Annotated in this window: 14 protein-coding genes and 2 tRNA genes; 4 read left to right on the top strand and 12 right to left on the bottom strand. The window is 60.6% G+C overall.

All coding sequences use genetic code 11. From position 1 onward, the window contains the following. Nucleotides 1–7 precede the first annotated feature (7 nt). From ACP5EL_RS06350 to ACP5EL_RS06325, 6 genes are all read right to left on the bottom strand, one after another. Nucleotides 8–92: transfer RNA gene (locus ACP5EL_RS06350), tRNA-Ser, on the bottom strand. A gap of 94 nt (nt 93–186) precedes the next feature. Next, nucleotides 187–606 (bottom strand): CBS domain-containing protein, encoded by a 420-nt coding sequence (locus ACP5EL_RS06345; RefSeq protein ID WP_428401659.1) that lies wholly within the window; start codon nt 604–606, stop codon nt 187–189. 191 nt (nt 607–797) lie between these two features. After that, nucleotides 798–2,438, bottom strand: coding sequence for a phenylalanine--tRNA ligase subunit beta (pheT, locus tag ACP5EL_RS06340; protein WP_428401657.1), 1,641 nt, complete (start codon nt 2,436–2,438; stop codon nt 798–800). Between the two features lie 6 nt (nt 2,439–2,444). Then, nucleotides 2,445–3,971, bottom strand: coding sequence for a phenylalanine--tRNA ligase subunit alpha (locus ACP5EL_RS06335; RefSeq protein WP_428401656.1), 1,527 nt, complete (start codon nt 3,969–3,971; stop codon nt 2,445–2,447). A gap of 156 nt (nt 3,972–4,127) precedes the next feature. Beyond that, nucleotides 4,128–4,841, bottom strand: coding sequence for a creatininase family protein (locus ACP5EL_RS06330; RefSeq protein WP_428401655.1), 714 nt, complete (start codon nt 4,839–4,841; stop codon nt 4,128–4,130). Beyond that, on the bottom strand, nt 4,838–7,537 hold the full coding sequence (locus tag ACP5EL_RS06325) for an oligosaccharyl transferase, archaeosortase A system-associated (RefSeq protein ID WP_428401654.1): 2,700 nt from the start codon (nt 7,535–7,537) through the stop codon (nt 4,838–4,840). Before ACP5EL_RS06325 ends, ACP5EL_RS06330 begins: the two co-directional genes overlap by 4 nt. Before the next feature lie 96 nt (nt 7,538–7,633). Between ACP5EL_RS06325 and ACP5EL_RS06320 the strand changes: the two genes are divergently transcribed. Further along, entirely contained in the window at nt 7,634–8,095 is a 462-nt protein-coding gene (locus ACP5EL_RS06320; protein ID WP_428401653.1) for a DUF2124 family protein, read from the top strand. 73 nt (nt 8,096–8,168) lie between these two features. On the opposite strand, the gene ACP5EL_RS06315 is transcribed toward ACP5EL_RS06320, so the two are convergent. Beyond that, nucleotides 8,169–8,246 (bottom strand) — tRNA-Ile (locus ACP5EL_RS06315). A gap of 232 nt (nt 8,247–8,478) precedes the next feature. Here ACP5EL_RS06315 and ACP5EL_RS06310 point away from each other — a divergent pair. Continuing rightward, nucleotides 8,479–8,859, top strand: a complete 381-nt coding sequence (locus ACP5EL_RS06310) for a hypothetical protein (RefSeq protein ID WP_428401652.1) — start codon at nt 8,479–8,481, stop codon at nt 8,857–8,859. A 24-nt stretch (nt 8,860–8,883) separates the two neighbouring features. Here the strand turns inward: ACP5EL_RS06310 and ACP5EL_RS06305 are convergent, their stop codons facing one another. From ACP5EL_RS06305 to dph5, 5 genes are read right to left on the bottom strand one after another with little or no spacing between them, the layout of a single operon-like run. Further along, nucleotides 8,884–9,651, bottom strand: a complete 768-nt coding sequence (locus tag ACP5EL_RS06305; protein WP_428401651.1) for a 7-carboxy-7-deazaguanine synthase QueE — start codon at nt 9,649–9,651, stop codon at nt 8,884–8,886. Continuing rightward, a complete protein-coding gene (gene queC / locus ACP5EL_RS06300) occupies nt 9,629–10,306 on the bottom strand; it encodes a 7-cyano-7-deazaguanine synthase QueC (RefSeq protein WP_428401650.1) in 678 nt (225 codons plus the stop codon). The genes ACP5EL_RS06305 and queC overlap by 23 nt, the downstream gene beginning before the upstream one ends. Then, entirely contained in the window at nt 10,303–10,647 is a 345-nt protein-coding gene (gene queD / locus ACP5EL_RS06295; protein WP_428401660.1) for a 6-carboxytetrahydropterin synthase QueD, read from the bottom strand. The genes queC and queD overlap by 4 nt, the downstream gene beginning before the upstream one ends. 2 nt (nt 10,648–10,649) lie before the next feature. Then, a complete protein-coding gene (locus ACP5EL_RS06290; RefSeq protein ID WP_428401648.1) occupies nt 10,650–10,832 on the bottom strand; it encodes a ribbon-helix-helix domain-containing protein in 183 nt (60 codons plus the stop codon). A gap of 55 nt (nt 10,833–10,887) precedes the next feature. After that, the gene (dph5, locus tag ACP5EL_RS06285; RefSeq protein ID WP_428401647.1) at nt 10,888–11,688 is read right to left on the bottom strand and encodes a diphthine synthase; all 801 of its coding nucleotides are present in this window, start codon (nt 11,686–11,688) and stop codon (nt 10,888–10,890) included. A 97-nt stretch (nt 11,689–11,785) separates the two neighbouring features. Here dph5 and mcrC point away from each other — a divergent pair, with 97 nt between their 5' ends. Further along, nucleotides 11,786–12,517: a methyl-coenzyme M reductase I operon protein C gene (gene mcrC, locus ACP5EL_RS06280; protein ID WP_428401646.1), complete on the top strand. Its 732-nt coding sequence runs from the start codon at nt 11,786–11,788 to the stop codon at nt 12,515–12,517. Nucleotides 12,518–12,638: 121 nt separating this feature from the next. After that, on the top strand, nt 12,639–13,603 hold a 965-nt coding region (locus tag ACP5EL_RS06275), incomplete at its 3' end, for a cofactor-independent phosphoglycerate mutase (protein WP_428401645.1).

The raw sequence follows: 13,603 nt of genomic DNA, 5'->3' as shown, positions 1-13,603 counted from the left end.
AAATTAGCGCCGAGGGAGGGATTCGAACCCTCGAGTCCCGAAGGGACACAGGTTTAGCAAACCTGCGCCATACCAGGCTTGGCTACCTCGACCCGGCCCCATCTTGATCCTCTCGATATTTAAATTCTACGTAGGGACGCACTATTTTTGTGGTCTGCCCAACCGATGACGCCGATTTTGGGATTCTCAGACCTGCTTCTGACCAGAATTCTCCTCCGGCCCAGAATCACCGACGCACCGGAGGAGATCTTTGCTGGTAATTATCCCCACCAGAGCGCCACATTCGACCACCGGCAACCTCCGTATGTTGTGCTCGCGCATCGTCTCGGCCGCCTTTTTGGTGGAGGCGTTGGGACCTATGGTCACCAGCGGTGCCGGGGTCATCATCTCCCAGATCATGACGCTTCGAGGATCGATCCCCTTGGCGAAGACCTGCTTGAAGATGCCGGAGGTGGTTGCTATGCCCACCACCTGTTTTAGAAGACCCCCCTCCACAACGAGAACGCTCCCCTTATTCTCCCGAACCATCATCTGTATCGCATCGAAGACGGTGGTGTCTACCCCCACCGAGAGGATGGGGTAAGTCATCAAATCCCGGACTCTCATGAGGACACCCGACCTGCCATTAAAGTTCAATTTGTTTCGCAGCTTATATTAAACTTGTCAGGATATGCCGGCCGAAGGGGAAAAGAGGCGTACCATGACCGCGCAAAAAGGGGGGTTTGGAACGGATTTCGCGTCCGAAGCGGCGCGCTTATCCGTTCCGTCAAATCGACCTCGCGATCTGCCGCCATCCTCTACTGGCGGCCAGAGGGTACGAGCTGGTCCCATCTCAGCTCCAGGCCCACTGCGGGCTGGTCGAGACCGAAGCTCTGCAACACCAGGGGGTGCAACTCGCCGAAGGATCCGACCCTCGTTCCCCCCACCAAAAGGTCCCCCCCCCTCCCATCCAGGAAGGCCCCGTCCTCAGAGACGACGATCTCAGGCTCGATGGAGAGCTCCCTCGCCAGGGCGTCCACCACAGACCTCACTTCTGCGAAGTCGGCAGAGCTGTGGATCGAGGCTGCTGCCAGGTCCTGTCTCGTCCTGCCACTGGCGAGAACGTCTCCCAGGGCGAAGATCCTCTGAGGGAGGGGATGATGTTGGTTGATGGCGAAGATCTCCAGGAGGCTGGGCAGGATAGAGGTTCTGACCATGGCGTGAAGCTCGCTTATGGGATGAAGAACCCTTGTGATCTCCAGGTCCTGCCCAGGCCGCCTCATCTTCTCGAAGTTCACCTTCTCCGAGGTGAGGGTGAAGGGCATCGTCTCCAGGTAGCCCAGGCCCACCATTATCTCCCGGAGATCGGACTTTCGAGTCTCCAGGGGATGGGGATCGCCGACGGTGACGGTCTTCGGAAGCTTTGGCAGAAGTCTGTCGTAGCCGTAACCCTTGGCAGCGTCCTCGAAGATGTCCCAGGGATGCATTATGTCCGCCCTGTAGGCGGGGACCAGAACCTCAAGCTCCCGGCCCTGGACCCGGACCCCAAACCTCATCTTCTCAAGACAGGCGGCCAGCTCCTGGGGCGAGAGGTCGAAGCCTATGAGCCCGTTGGCGTCGTCGACCAAGACCTTCCAGGTTGCTGGAGATAGGTCGGGAAGGGTGAGGTCCCCCTCAGGCCTCTCCACCCGGACCGACTCGATCCGGCCGCCCCTCTCCGCCAGAGCCGCCACCACGATGTTCAGGGCCGAATAGACGACGGGATCGGTCCCGGTGACGTCGATGAAGAGGTCTCTGGTATCGTCTCTGACCCGCGTCAGCTCGCCGTTGATTATCGGCGGGAAGGAGAGCACATTGCCGTTGGCGTCGGTGATGAGGGGATAGCGGTCGAACCCCTCCAGGATGGAGGCGTAGCTGACCCCCTTGGGGTGGCGCCTCAGGATCTCGCGCATGGAGAGGCTCTGGTCGAAGTCAAGGGGAACGAACTCGAAGGAGGGATCGGCGGCGAAGTAGGTGAAGGGAGGAACAACCCGAGATATGTCGTGGACACCTATCGCCACCTTCCGCCTGTTTCTTCCCAGGCCCCAGTGGAGGTCCTCCTGGAGGTCCATCAGCGACTCTATGGCGGGATCGCTGAACTGGAGGTCTCTGACCACAGCGCAGCCTATGAAAGGCCTGACACCCTCGACGGAAGAGTCGACCTTCAACCTGATCTCTCCCGGTCGGATCGAGTAGCTGGGAAGCCCGACCTTTATCTCCAGAAAGCCCTGGAGAGCTCGTGCCACCCCCTCAGAGCTGTAGAGGTCGGGCCGATCGGGGAAGAACTCGACGTCCACGTAGTCCTCTTCGTTGCTCTTTCCGATATCTGCGCCCATCATGGCCATCCTGGCCATGATCTCCTCCCTTTTGGCGCCCACCATCTCCTCCAGATCCTCATAGTATAATCTTACTACCGGCAAGATCGATCACATCCTCACTAGAGAGGGCTCGTCCCTCAGCCATCCCACGTCCGACTGGTAGAGGAGCCTCAGATCCTTAAGCCCCAGCCTGAGCATGGCGAGCCGCCCCACCCCCAGCCCCCAGGCTAGGACGGGATGGTCTATCCCGAAGGGGGCCGTGACCTCCCTTCGAAAGACCCCGGCCCCGCCCAGCTCGACCCAGCCGAGCCCCTCGATGTACACCTCGGGCTCGACGGAGGGTTCTGTATAGGGGAAGTAGCCGGGCCGGAACCTCACCTCGTCAAAGCCCATCTTGGCGTAGAACTCCTGAAGGACGCCGAGAAGGTTTGCGAAGGATAGACCCTCGTCCATGATCACCCCCTCCAGCTGCTCGAACTCCGGGGTGTGAGTCGGGTCTATCGCCTCTCGCCGATAGACCCGGTCTATGGAGAAGGCCTTCACCGGCGGGTTCGGATGGTCCGCCAGGTACTTGATGGTGATCGATGTGGTGTGGGTTCTGAGAACCTCCCTTCGGGCCACCTCCGGGTCCCAGCGCCCGCCCCAGCCGGTGGACCCGACCTCGCCGCCACTCTCGTGCATCTCCTTGACCTGGGAGTAGTCGGGAATCTCGGCCTTTGAATCGAGGTAGAAGGTGTCCTGCATCTCCCGAGCCGGATGGTCCTGGGGCTGGAAGAGGGCGTCGAAGTTCCAGTAGCTCGACTGGACGATCTCGCCCTTGATCTCGGTGAAGCCCATCTCCAGCATGATCTCCCGCATCCTCGAGAGGAGGCGCTGGTAGGGGTGGACCTTTCCGGGGTAGATCCGCTCCGCAGGGAGGGTGACGTCGTAGGGGCGGACCTCATATCGAGCCCCCTTATAATCTAGATATCTTCCTTCCCAGACCCCATTTTTGATCATGTCCGAGGTGACCTGATTTACATAAGATGTGGGCTGTGAGGTCTCGGCCCCTCTTCGGAGGGCTGCCTTTTCGATGGCAGACCGTCCCAAATCCCTAATCTCGAAGCTCCAGGACTTTTGAGTGTTCGGCTCGACGAGCCCCCTGCTCTTCAGAACCTTCAGGGCCTCCGCATCCAGAGCCGAGGCGCCGGTCTCACCCTGGAAGCTGAGCGCCTCCAGGATCACCTCGTCCTTTCCGGGAGGCGCGTCGTCCCCCGTCGGCTTGATCTTTCCCGCCTCGAGGTTGGCCCAGCCCTTCTTCTTCAGCCAGCCGATCCCCACCTTCAGGGCGGGGTCTTTTATCTCCGATATGGGGACCCCCTCGACCCCGGCGATCTCTAGGATCCTCCTCTCGGGAAGGCCGATCTCTGCGTATCGGGCCCCCTCCTCGGTGAGGGCGTAGACCTCCTCCACCCTCTTCTCAAGCTTTATCAGACCCTTCTCGGCAAGCCCCTCCGCCAAGGAGATGACCGAGACCTCCTTGATCTCGAGCTTCTCGGCGATCTTCTTGGGATCGGTGAGCCCCTCCGAGATCTCTTTTAGCACCTGCCTGTCCCTTGGTGACAGGGCGGACAGCTTATCCTCTTGCGATGGCATGATGATCATCCCGCGAAATCGTGATTTTCAAGGGTAGGCAGATACAGGACCATATATTAAACCTGCCCGCCTCGAAGTTTCGGATTCACGAATAGGGCATAGTGTAATTATGTTGAAATATATAAAAATATATGATAGGAAAAGGAAAGAGAAAGCTCAAGGAGATGGATAGCTCTCCAGCTCCTCGACGGCCTCCAGCACCCCAAGAACTGAGATCTCCATGAACTTCTTTCCCTTCTCCTTGGTGGCCTTGGAGGGATCGCCCATGATCCCGTTTCCCATAAGGTGTCTCACGTCCTTCATGACCAGGTACCTCGGCCTGGAAGGAAAGTGCTTTTCGGGAAGTCCGCCCACCAGATCTTCCCGGATGACCAGCATCCTCGAGGTCTCGATCTCCCCGGCGTGGCCGTCTCCTGGGGTCTCGACCTCGCTTGAATCGATCAGGTCGAAGTCGGAGACGAGGCTCACCCGTAGATCCCTTGAAGCGACGGCCCTCTCGGCCGCCTCCTTGAGGGCGGCCAGGTGCTGGCCGCCCGCGTGGCCGGTGAGGACCAGGACCCTCTCGAAACCGGAGTCGCGAAAGGCGCAGAGCAGGTCGAAGACGAGCGTTCTGAGGGCCTGGGGGCTGATGGAGATCGTCCCCGGAAAGCCGCGGGTCGACCTGCAGACGCCGTAGTGGACCGGAGGCGCGACGAAGATAGGCCTTCTTCGTGCCACCTCTTTTGCCACCTCCAGGGCCTGGATCGTATCGGTGAAGGTGGGCAGGTGGGGACCGTGCTCCTCGGTCGCCCCCACCGGCAGGATGACGGTCCTGCTCTTCTCAAGCCCCACCTCGATCTGGGTCCAGGTCATCTCCTCCATGAGCATCATATGCTGATCGAACTCCCGGCGATGACCGCCCCTTCAGGCACCCGAACGTCGTACTGGACGCTTCCCACCCTCAAAGTGTAGGGACCGAGGGGACCGGTGTCGAAGTTGGTGCTCCAGGCGGCAGGACCTTCGGTGGAATAGGGGACGACCAGAGAGAAAACCCCATTCGAATCGGCGACGGTAGACTGCCTGTATTCGAAGTTTCTTCCACGATTGGTCGTTATGGGGACGGATATGACCACCTCAGTCCCCGGAGAGGCCGCGCCCGTGATCGTCGCTCCCGGAACGTGCTCGAAGATCTTGACGTACTTCTGACCGTTGGAGGTCACCGAGCTCGCAGACTCGTGGACGAGCCGATAGTGGCCCAGGGCCTCCAGAGGGACCGAGGTCATGACCGGGCTCTGGGATACGATCAACGCCGCCGCATAACCGCGTTCGATGCTCTCATTTGCACTATCCAGCAGCTCCTGATAGCTTCGGGACCGCTTCTGGGGCTCGACCGAGACGCCGCCCTGGCCGTCGGAGCGGAGGGCCACCGTCCAAGCCTCCTGAACCTCGGCCTTTGTCCCGTCGAAGAAGTGGAGCCTAGCGACCATAGTCTTGAAGTAGGAACCGGTGTAGAGGGTGATCGGCTGGCCGTCCTGCCAGTGGCTGAACTGGTACTCGCCGGGATGGATGTTGCTCCAGGCGGCGATGGCGTGGAACTTGCCCATCGCCATCTCGACGTCGGTGATTACGTACCTGGTGTTGGAGTAAGGAGATCTGTTCTCATCGAGCCCCGCCAGGACCGCCTCGGCCTCCGACTCGTTCTGGGCCAGGAAGAAGGGGGACGATCCGGGCTTTCCGGCCTCTATGCTCCCTATCCCCTGCTGGAAGGGGTTGGCGTTCGGAATCCTGTGACCTATCGTCTCTATCCAGTGGCCGTAATCCCACCAGGACATGATCCCGTAGGCAGAATCGGGGTAAGAGAAGCTCTCGCCCTCGGACGGCCGCTCGTAGATGGTGTAGATATCCATCCCCGGGTGAGGGGTGTTACCCTCTAGCCAGGCCACGGAGTCGTACCAGTCAGACCCGATCGGTCCGACGTGCCGCTCCGAGTGGAAGCTTCCGATAGCAACCCCCTGGACCGTACCGAACATGGCCGGATAGATGAAGAGGAGCGAGAGGATGGCGACGGCAGCGAGGTTGGTGAGGAGGAGGTTATGGTCAGGGGAGTCCTTGGAGGACCCCCTCGCCATCCTGACCAAGGCGTCCTCGGCCTCAAGAAACCGGGTCTTCTCAAGAAGGATCGATCCCAGGTACCCGGAGAGGAGGGCGACGTTGATCGCGTAGTAGTAGGCGAACCTGTTCTGGGCGAAGGTGAGGGCGAGCACCACCAGCGTCCAGACCACGATCAGCATATCCGCTCTCCGATCCTCGTCTCGGAGATACCTCTGGAGCATGAGAGGCAGGGCCAGGAGGGTCAGCCAGAAGGGAGAAAGGAGGGAGATCAAGCCAGGGAAGTTCCTCTGGACGCCGTACCTCTCCAGGATCGTGGAGGCCTCCGAGATGGTGGCCGCGCCGCCGGCCCTTGGCTGGAATATCCTCAGACCGCTCATAAGGGTCTCTGTGAACGAGGGGACCGCGAGCATCAGGATCACAAAAGAGAGGGCTATCGACCCGAATACGACCGCAGGGAAGTAGCGCCTATCCATCTTTCGCCCGACGAGCTGATTCGAGATGAAGGATAAGAAGAGCAAGAAGATGACGCCGAGGATCAGCATCGTCGGCTGGAAGAGGGAGTAGAAAACTGAGCTGAAGCCGTTTTGAACCCTGATGAAGGGCAGGATCAGAAGGAGCGCCATCAAGAAGGCGATCGTCCCTGCGATCCCCAGATACTCCACGTTTCTTCCCTTCAGGTGGTCGACGACGCTCTGGACGGTGGCGAAGGCCAGAACTATCCCCACGAAGAGGTGACCAGATGCCCAGGCGTCTAGGTAGAGTCCCAGGAAGATGCCGGCGAAGAGGGAGCATAAGAGGGGCCTTTTCAAAGCCGCGAGATCGCCACCGCGAAGGGAGGCGAAGGTGAGCTTCCCTGTGCCCGACCGGACCGCGAGGAGGAAGAAGAGCATCGCCGTGGTGCTGAGGAGGACCTCCGCGATATGGTGGTCGGTGAAGCCTATCACCGACCGGGACAGGAGCTGGCCGGGCAGAACGGCGATCATGACCGCGCCCAAAAAGCCCGCCGTCCGCCCTCCGATCTCCCGGCCTATGAAGTAGACGGGGAAGACGAGAAGGGCACCCAGGATGCCGGGGAAGACGGCCCCCACCACCTCGACGGTATGCATGCTTGGGCTTCCGAGACCCACGATATACGAGAGGACGGCGATCCCCCAGCTGTTGAAGGGACCGAAATGAATGCCGGTTCCCTGGGGGAAGAAGGTCAACGGGTCGAACCAGGGCCGCTGGAAGTTGAGGACCGTGCTCTTGGCCAGCATCATGTGGTACCAGGGATCGTTGCCGTCGAAGAGGACGGCGTCTCCGACAAAGACGTGCGAGATGGGCCTGTAGATCCGCAGGTAGAGCGAGAACAGGAATACGAGGACAAGGCCCACGTAAATGTAAAGATCGGGGATGCGCTCCAGCATCCGTTTCTTCGGCGCGGATCGGCCTTTCTTCTCCGCGCCCTTTTTCTCCTTCACCGATTTCTTGGTCATCGTGCCGGAATGAACTTGTTCAATCCAGATAAACATTTTGAGGCAGGGTCAAAGCTTAAAACCTTTGGGGCGTTAGTCATGTATCAGAGGGATTTGATGAAGAAGATCACCGAAATAAAGGGACTTGGCGGAATGCTGAACGGATTTCGAGATCTGGTGAAGGACGACGAGAGCATAACCTTCGTCGGCACTCCCGGCTTCTGCACGCCTTTCGCCACCTTCCTCGGCTTTCCCATCAGGGATAAGAAGCTCGCCTTCTTGCCGAACCTGGAGATGGAGAAGACGAGGGAGCTCGTCGCCACAGAGTACGGGATGGAGCTGGGCGATGCCACCAGCCCCAGCGCCGACGTGGTGGTGATCCTGGGGGGGATGGCCATGCCGAAGATCGGGGTCAGCATCGAGGAGATGGCCGATCTTCTGGGGAAGGTGGAGCACAAGAAGCTCATCGGAGTCTGCTTCATGGGGATCCTCGAGCAGGCAGGATGGTGCGGAACCCCGGCCCTGGGCTTCGATTACGTGATGAACACCACCCTCATGGGCGACATATCTGGAGAATGACCAGAAGGAGAGTCGACTCAAAGCGATAGATGGATCTGGCCAGAAAGCATCGAAAGAAGAAAAAGTTGAGTTCTGGTGGGCCCGACGCGATTCGAACGCGTGACCTCACGGTTATCAGCCGTGCGCTCCAACCATGCTAAGCTACGGGCCCGGCAGCTCTTCTGATTGAGCCACCCCTTAATAACAGTTTCCCTAGGCAGACCCAGCCCCAGGAGGATGAAGAGCCGTCTGATGCTCATTCTGATATGGCAAGATCATCTGAGCCTCTCGCGGGGAGAGAGTGCGGCCACATATGACCGATCGGGCCGCGTTTGAGGATCCGGTGCCCGGCCGTTCGACAGACTTAAATCTTCAAGGGATGAGGATCTGGAGGTGATTATGGGATGGCCGACGCTGAAATCGAGAACAAAGAAGAACTGGCAGGGCTCTACGACCTGGCGATTCCCATCGGGATGCCCCTGAGCGTAATTCAGGATCTGGTGGACAACTTCGAGCTGGAGCCGGTGAGGCGGAACGCCAAGGTCGGCCTCATCGACGGCGATACAGAAGAGAGGGAGATATTGGTCCTCCGCGGCGACCTGGAGACGGTCAAGGCAGCGGAGAAGTACATGTTCGAGGCCCTCGACTCCAGAGTTGCGAGATGGGATAAGAACGAGCGGTCCGATCGGTACAAAGAGGCGTACGAGAAGAACGCCGATAAGAGGAGGCAGATGGTGAAGGAGAGGATCGCTGAGAGAGGGGACCAATCCGGCGATCTGATCTGAAAAAACTCATTTCGTGCTCTCCTTTCAGAGAACGCCCATCATCTTGTGGGCCTGGGGTATCACCAATACCCCTCCGGGATGCTCCGAGGCTGCCTCATAAAGGAGCATCAGCTTTTCTGGACCTGGCCTCCCTCTTCCCGAAGCCGGCTGGAGCACAAGTGAAGCATCCAGCCCTTGGAGCCGGGAGCAGAGCCCTTCTATCTCTTCAAGAGATGTGGTCTCCAGGATCACAGCCTTGGCGATGGTGACGACCCCAGCTCTGGATGCGCTCCTGAGGCAGGAGAGCTCGTTTTCGACGAGCTGGCCCCATTCTTCAGGAGGGCAGGCCCTGTGGCTCGGAAGCTTGATGTCGACGGCCGCAAAGTCGATCCAGCTGATCAGCCTCGCGAAGCGATTTTGAGAGAAGCCGTTCGTCTCCAGGTATACGGGCAGGCCCTCTGCAGCACAGCTCATGGCCAGGGCCCGGACGAAATCGGGCTGGCAGAGGGGCTCGCCCCCGGTTATCGAGACGCTGGTGGTGCCGACGGTCCAGAGGGCGAGGATCTGAGCCATCGTCCAGCTCAATGCAACCGGATTTTTGGCCCGCCGAAAGAGGCCCGAACCGGGGGGATCTTCGACTTCGCAAAACTCGACGTCTCGACGAAACCGAGGGGAGTCGCAGTAGGTGCAGCCCAGGTTGCAACCTGCGGTCCTGACGAATATCTGCCGTCTACCTATCAGAGGGCCCTCGCCCTGAAAGGAGGAGAAGATCTCGCCAAGACTGCCGATCTCATCGATACTCTGTGGGGTCAACCACGCCCGCCTCCAAAAAGCCGAACCTCCGGTGCTGACACGCTTCGCACTCTCCGCAGTGGAGATCTCCCTCTCGGTAGCAGGACCAGGTCAGCTCCATGGGAGCGCCGAGCTCCGAGCCCAGCCTCACTATATCGGGCTTGAGGAGGTGGACCAGGGGCGCCACGATCTTTGGAGGTCTGCTGAAAGAGGCGACCGACTTTTCCAGGAGGAAGTTGAACCGATCCACGAACTCGGGCCTGTTGTCCGGGTAGGACCTCCCCTCCTCGGCGTTGAAGCCGACGAAGATGCTCTCCGCCCCCATCGCCTCGGCATAGGCCGCGGCCATCGAGCCGAAGACGAGGTTTCGGCAGTAGACCCAGGTGGAAGGGGTGGAGGTGGGGCTTTCGATCTCCACCTCGTCGCCCGAGGGGATGGGAGCCTCGGCGGTCGTCAGGGGGGTCAGGCCGCAGAAGAGATCCGTCCGGACGAACCTGACCTCTGCGGCCCCCAGGGCTCCTCCGATCTCCTCGACCGCCCTCTTCTCCCTCCTCTCGGCCTTCTGGCCGTAGAGGACGTGGAATATGTGGATCTCGAAGCCGTCATCTTTTGCTTTAGCTGCCGCCACCGTCGAGTCGAGGCCTCCGGAGGAGAGGCATACCGCCTTGGGCCTCATTCGACCATCACCCACTTGTTCTTCCCCTCCCAGAGCTTCACCGAGACGAGGACCGCGGGGGTCGCGATGAGCCGGTCCTCCAGTCCGGCCTTTATGTGCTCTGCGATCCTCTCCGCCGTGGGGTTGGCGAGGATCTCGTTCAGGTCGCGGTGGTCCAGCTCCTCTAAAACGGATTTCAAGATCTGCTTCAGGTCGTAGAAGTCCATCAGAAAGCCGCTTCCATCGTCCACCGGTCCCTCCAAGACCACCTCCACCTCGTAGGTGTGGCCGTGGACCCTCGCGCACTTGCCGTCGTAGTTCGGGAGTCGATGAGCGGCGTCGAACTCCAGGGAGAGTCCCATCTTCACTCTTCGCCCTCCTCCTTCAGCCTTCCTTGGCGGCGGTCGATCTCGTCGAGCTGGTCCAGCATCTTCCGAAGAGCCGTCCGGACCGCATCGGAGAAGTTGACGAACTTTCCGTCGTCGCCGACGTGCTGGCTGACGTCATCGATTATATGTTGGGGAATCTCCACCGATATCTTGGGCACGATAATCCTCCAGTATTCTTAGGAGAATATCTGAGGATTATTAAAGCTTTCCAGCTCAGGATTTTGCCATCCCCAGGATCTCTTCGGGGGCGCCGGCCAGGGCCACCAGCGCCTCGGCCTCCATGAAGTGGAGCCTCGCCGGGACGACGAGGATGTGGAGGGGACCCCCAAAGTCGTGCTCTGAGAGCCTCGGGAGCCAGTCGGCCAGCACTTTGGCGTCCTCGGACCCGGCCCTGGCCACCCCGACGCCTAGGGCGGCAGCCAGCCGATCGCCTCCGGTGATCCTCTCCATCTCCAGGAGGAGGGCCGCCCCCTCGCTGGAGGTCATCTGCCTATCGGGCTGGATGTCCAGGAAGAGTAGGGTGTGAAGGTCTCGCTCGAGGTTATCGACGACTACCTCGTAAGGGCTCGTGGCCACGATCCTCTTTCCCCCTGCCATGTAGGGGTAGGGTATGGAGGTGGATCGTCCGAACCGATAGTTCTGAAGGCCGGTGAGCCCGGATACCGCGGTGACGATGGAGGAGGAGTGGACTATACGGGTCTCGATCCCCATCCTGAGGGCCCGGAGCCGCAGGTCCAGGTGGGTCGTCGAGATCATGGGGTCTCCCCCAACCAGAAATGCGACCTTCTTATCTCGTGCCTCGCTCATCCACTCCTCGGGTCTGACCTCCACCTCTTCCCGGCTCAGAAGACGGACTTCTTTGCCGTAGAACTCTGAGAGATCATCCAGGGAGACGCCCGCAAGCCTTGAGGTATAGAACTCAACATAGACCAGATCCGCCTCTCTGATCGTCTCCAGCCCCCTCACCGAGACGTCCTTCTCGTCGTAGAGGCCCAGGCCAACAAAGGAGAGCATACCAGGGGGTCTGTCGTGAGGGGGCTATAAAGGGCGCGGCCGGACTGAAAAACGCGGCTGGCAAAGCCTAATATGCGTTAGACTCGAATAAATTCTCATGATCGGCAGGACGACCCAGGTTGTGGATTGCCGAGAGAGCATGGGGCTCGCCAAGGGCGGCGGCCTCGCCCAGCGCGGAACCCTCTCCGAGGCCTCCCAACCAGACGTAATCGCCATCGCCATGTCACCGGGGCGACGGCACATAACCAAGCCCGTCTGCGAGATCACCTACGGCCTCCGGCGGGAGGGGATCCAGACGAGCGTCCTCGTCCTGGAGTCGGGGGCGGGGGTTCCAGAGAGCTTCCCCTCGGCGTCCAGGGGGTTTGGACCCACCTTCGGCCTCACCCCGAAGGAGATCGAGCAGATCGAGAGGCACAAGATCGCGGTGATCCATCTGGGGAACATCAGGTCTCACGTCGTCTACAAGGCGAAGGACGTTCTGGCCCTGGCGGACGTCCCGGCGGTGATCGTATGCCAGAGCCCCGTGGACTTCGAGGACTTCGCGAAGGCGGGGGTCAAGACCAGGCTGGTGACGCCGCCGAAGAACAAGGTCGAGACTAGGGGGACCGTAGTCGACATCGTCTACGGCGTCACCAGGGGCGCGACCTGTCAGAGGGAGAAGCTCAACCGGCTCGCCAAGGTCTTAAACCACCACCTTGCCAGGATGGAGAGGGAGGAGGAGAGAAGGCAGGAAGAGGAGGAGATGCCCGCGGCCGAGAGGAGGGCGAGGGCAAAGAAGAAGGCGGAAGAGGCGACGGCGGAATCTGGGATGAGCACCTCCTTCATTTAGGGGATGGCCGACAGACACGAGCCGAAAGGAGACGGATTCAGATAACCCGAGCGCGAGCCGAAGATGGCGACGATTTGATCGGAAACGACGACGGACCCGAAGAGTGGAGATGAGGACGAAGATGAAGCTGGTTGTACTTCTGGGAGACGGGATGGCGGACCATCCCATCGAGAAGCTCGGCGGAAAGACCCCTCTGGAGGCGGCAGAGACCCCCAACATGGACCGGATCGCCCGCCAGGGGCGAGGCGGCCTCGCCTGTAACGTCCCCGCCGGGATGCCGCCGGGAAGCGACGTGGCCAACCTCTCGGTGATGGGCTACGACCCCAGGAGGTACTACAGCGGCCGCGCCCCCCTGGAGGCGGCGGCGATGGGCGTGGCCTTAGGCCCCCAGGACGTCGCCTTCCGATGCAACCTGGTCAACGTCGACCTCGAAAAGAGGATCATGGTCGACTACAGCGCCGGCCACATCTCCTCAGAAGAAGGAAGCGAGCTGATCGCAGCCCTGGCCAAAGCCCAGCCCGATATAAGGCTCTATCCTGGCGTTAGCTATCGAAATCTCCTGGTCCAGGAGAAAAACGACGGCCTTTCAGCAGACTGCACCCCGCCCCACGACATCGCAGGCCAGCCGATCGACGAACACCTACCCCAAGGCGAGGGCGCAGCCCCATTGCGCGAGATGATGCTCGAATCGATCCCCCTCCTCGAAGAGCACCCGGTCAACCTGCGCCGCGAGAAAGAAGGCAAGCGGCCCGCCAACATGATCTGGCTCTGGGGGCAGGGGAAGGCCCCCTCGATGCCCCGGTTCCGCGAGATCTGGGGCATAGAGGGCGCGGTCATCTCCGCCGTCGACCTCCTCAAGGGGATGGGGGTCTACGCTGGCCTTGAGGTGATCGAGGTCTCCGGCGCGACCGGAGTTCTCGACACCAACTACGAGGGGAAGGTCGCGGCCTGCCTCGGGGCCCTCGACCGGGTGGACTTCGTCTACCTCCACGTCGAGGCCCCCGACGAGATGGGCCACGACGGCGATCTCGACAAAAAGATCGAGGCGATCCGCCGCTTCGACGAAAGAATCGTCGGCCCGGTCCT

Origin of the sequence: Methanocrinis sp., from assembly GCF_049974945.1 — an archaeon.
Classification (GTDB): domain Archaea; phylum Halobacteriota; class Methanosarcinia; order Methanotrichales; family Methanotrichaceae; genus Methanocrinis.
The sequence above is the reverse complement of the archived record's forward strand: the minus strand, read 5'-3'. Positions and strand labels throughout refer to the sequence as shown.

Excerpts from the sequence above, each read along its gene's own strand:
- ACP5EL_RS06330 (WP_428401655.1), bottom strand. The coding sequence starts at position 4,841 with ATGATGCTCATGGAGGAGATGACCTGGACCCAGATCGAGGTGGGGCTT.
- mcrC (WP_428401646.1), top strand. The coding sequence starts at position 11,786 with ATGATCGGCAGGACGACCCAGGTTGTGGATTGCCGAGAGAGCATGGGG.
- ACP5EL_RS06325 (WP_428401654.1), bottom strand. The coding sequence starts at position 7,537 with ATGACCAAGAAATCGGTGAAGGAGAAAAAGGGCGCGGAGAAGAAAGGC.
- dph5 (WP_428401647.1), bottom strand. The coding sequence starts at position 11,688 with ATGCTCTCCTTTGTTGGCCTGGGCCTCTACGACGAGAAGGACGTCTCG.
- queC (WP_428401650.1), bottom strand. The coding sequence starts at position 10,306 with ATGAGGCCCAAGGCGGTATGCCTCTCCTCCGGAGGCCTCGACTCGACG.
- ACP5EL_RS06345 (WP_428401659.1), bottom strand. The coding sequence starts at position 606 with ATGAGAGTCCGGGATTTGATGACTTACCCCATCCTCTCGGTGGGGGTA.
- queD (WP_428401660.1), bottom strand. The coding sequence starts at position 10,647 with ATGGGACTCTCCCTGGAGTTCGACGCCGCTCATCGACTCCCGAACTAC.
- ACP5EL_RS06310 (WP_428401652.1), top strand. The coding sequence starts at position 8,479 with ATGGCCGACGCTGAAATCGAGAACAAAGAAGAACTGGCAGGGCTCTAC.
- ACP5EL_RS06320 (WP_428401653.1), top strand. The coding sequence starts at position 7,634 with ATGAAGAAGATCACCGAAATAAAGGGACTTGGCGGAATGCTGAACGGA.
- ACP5EL_RS06335 (WP_428401656.1), bottom strand. The coding sequence starts at position 3,971 with ATGCCATCGCAAGAGGATAAGCTGTCCGCCCTGTCACCAAGGGACAGG.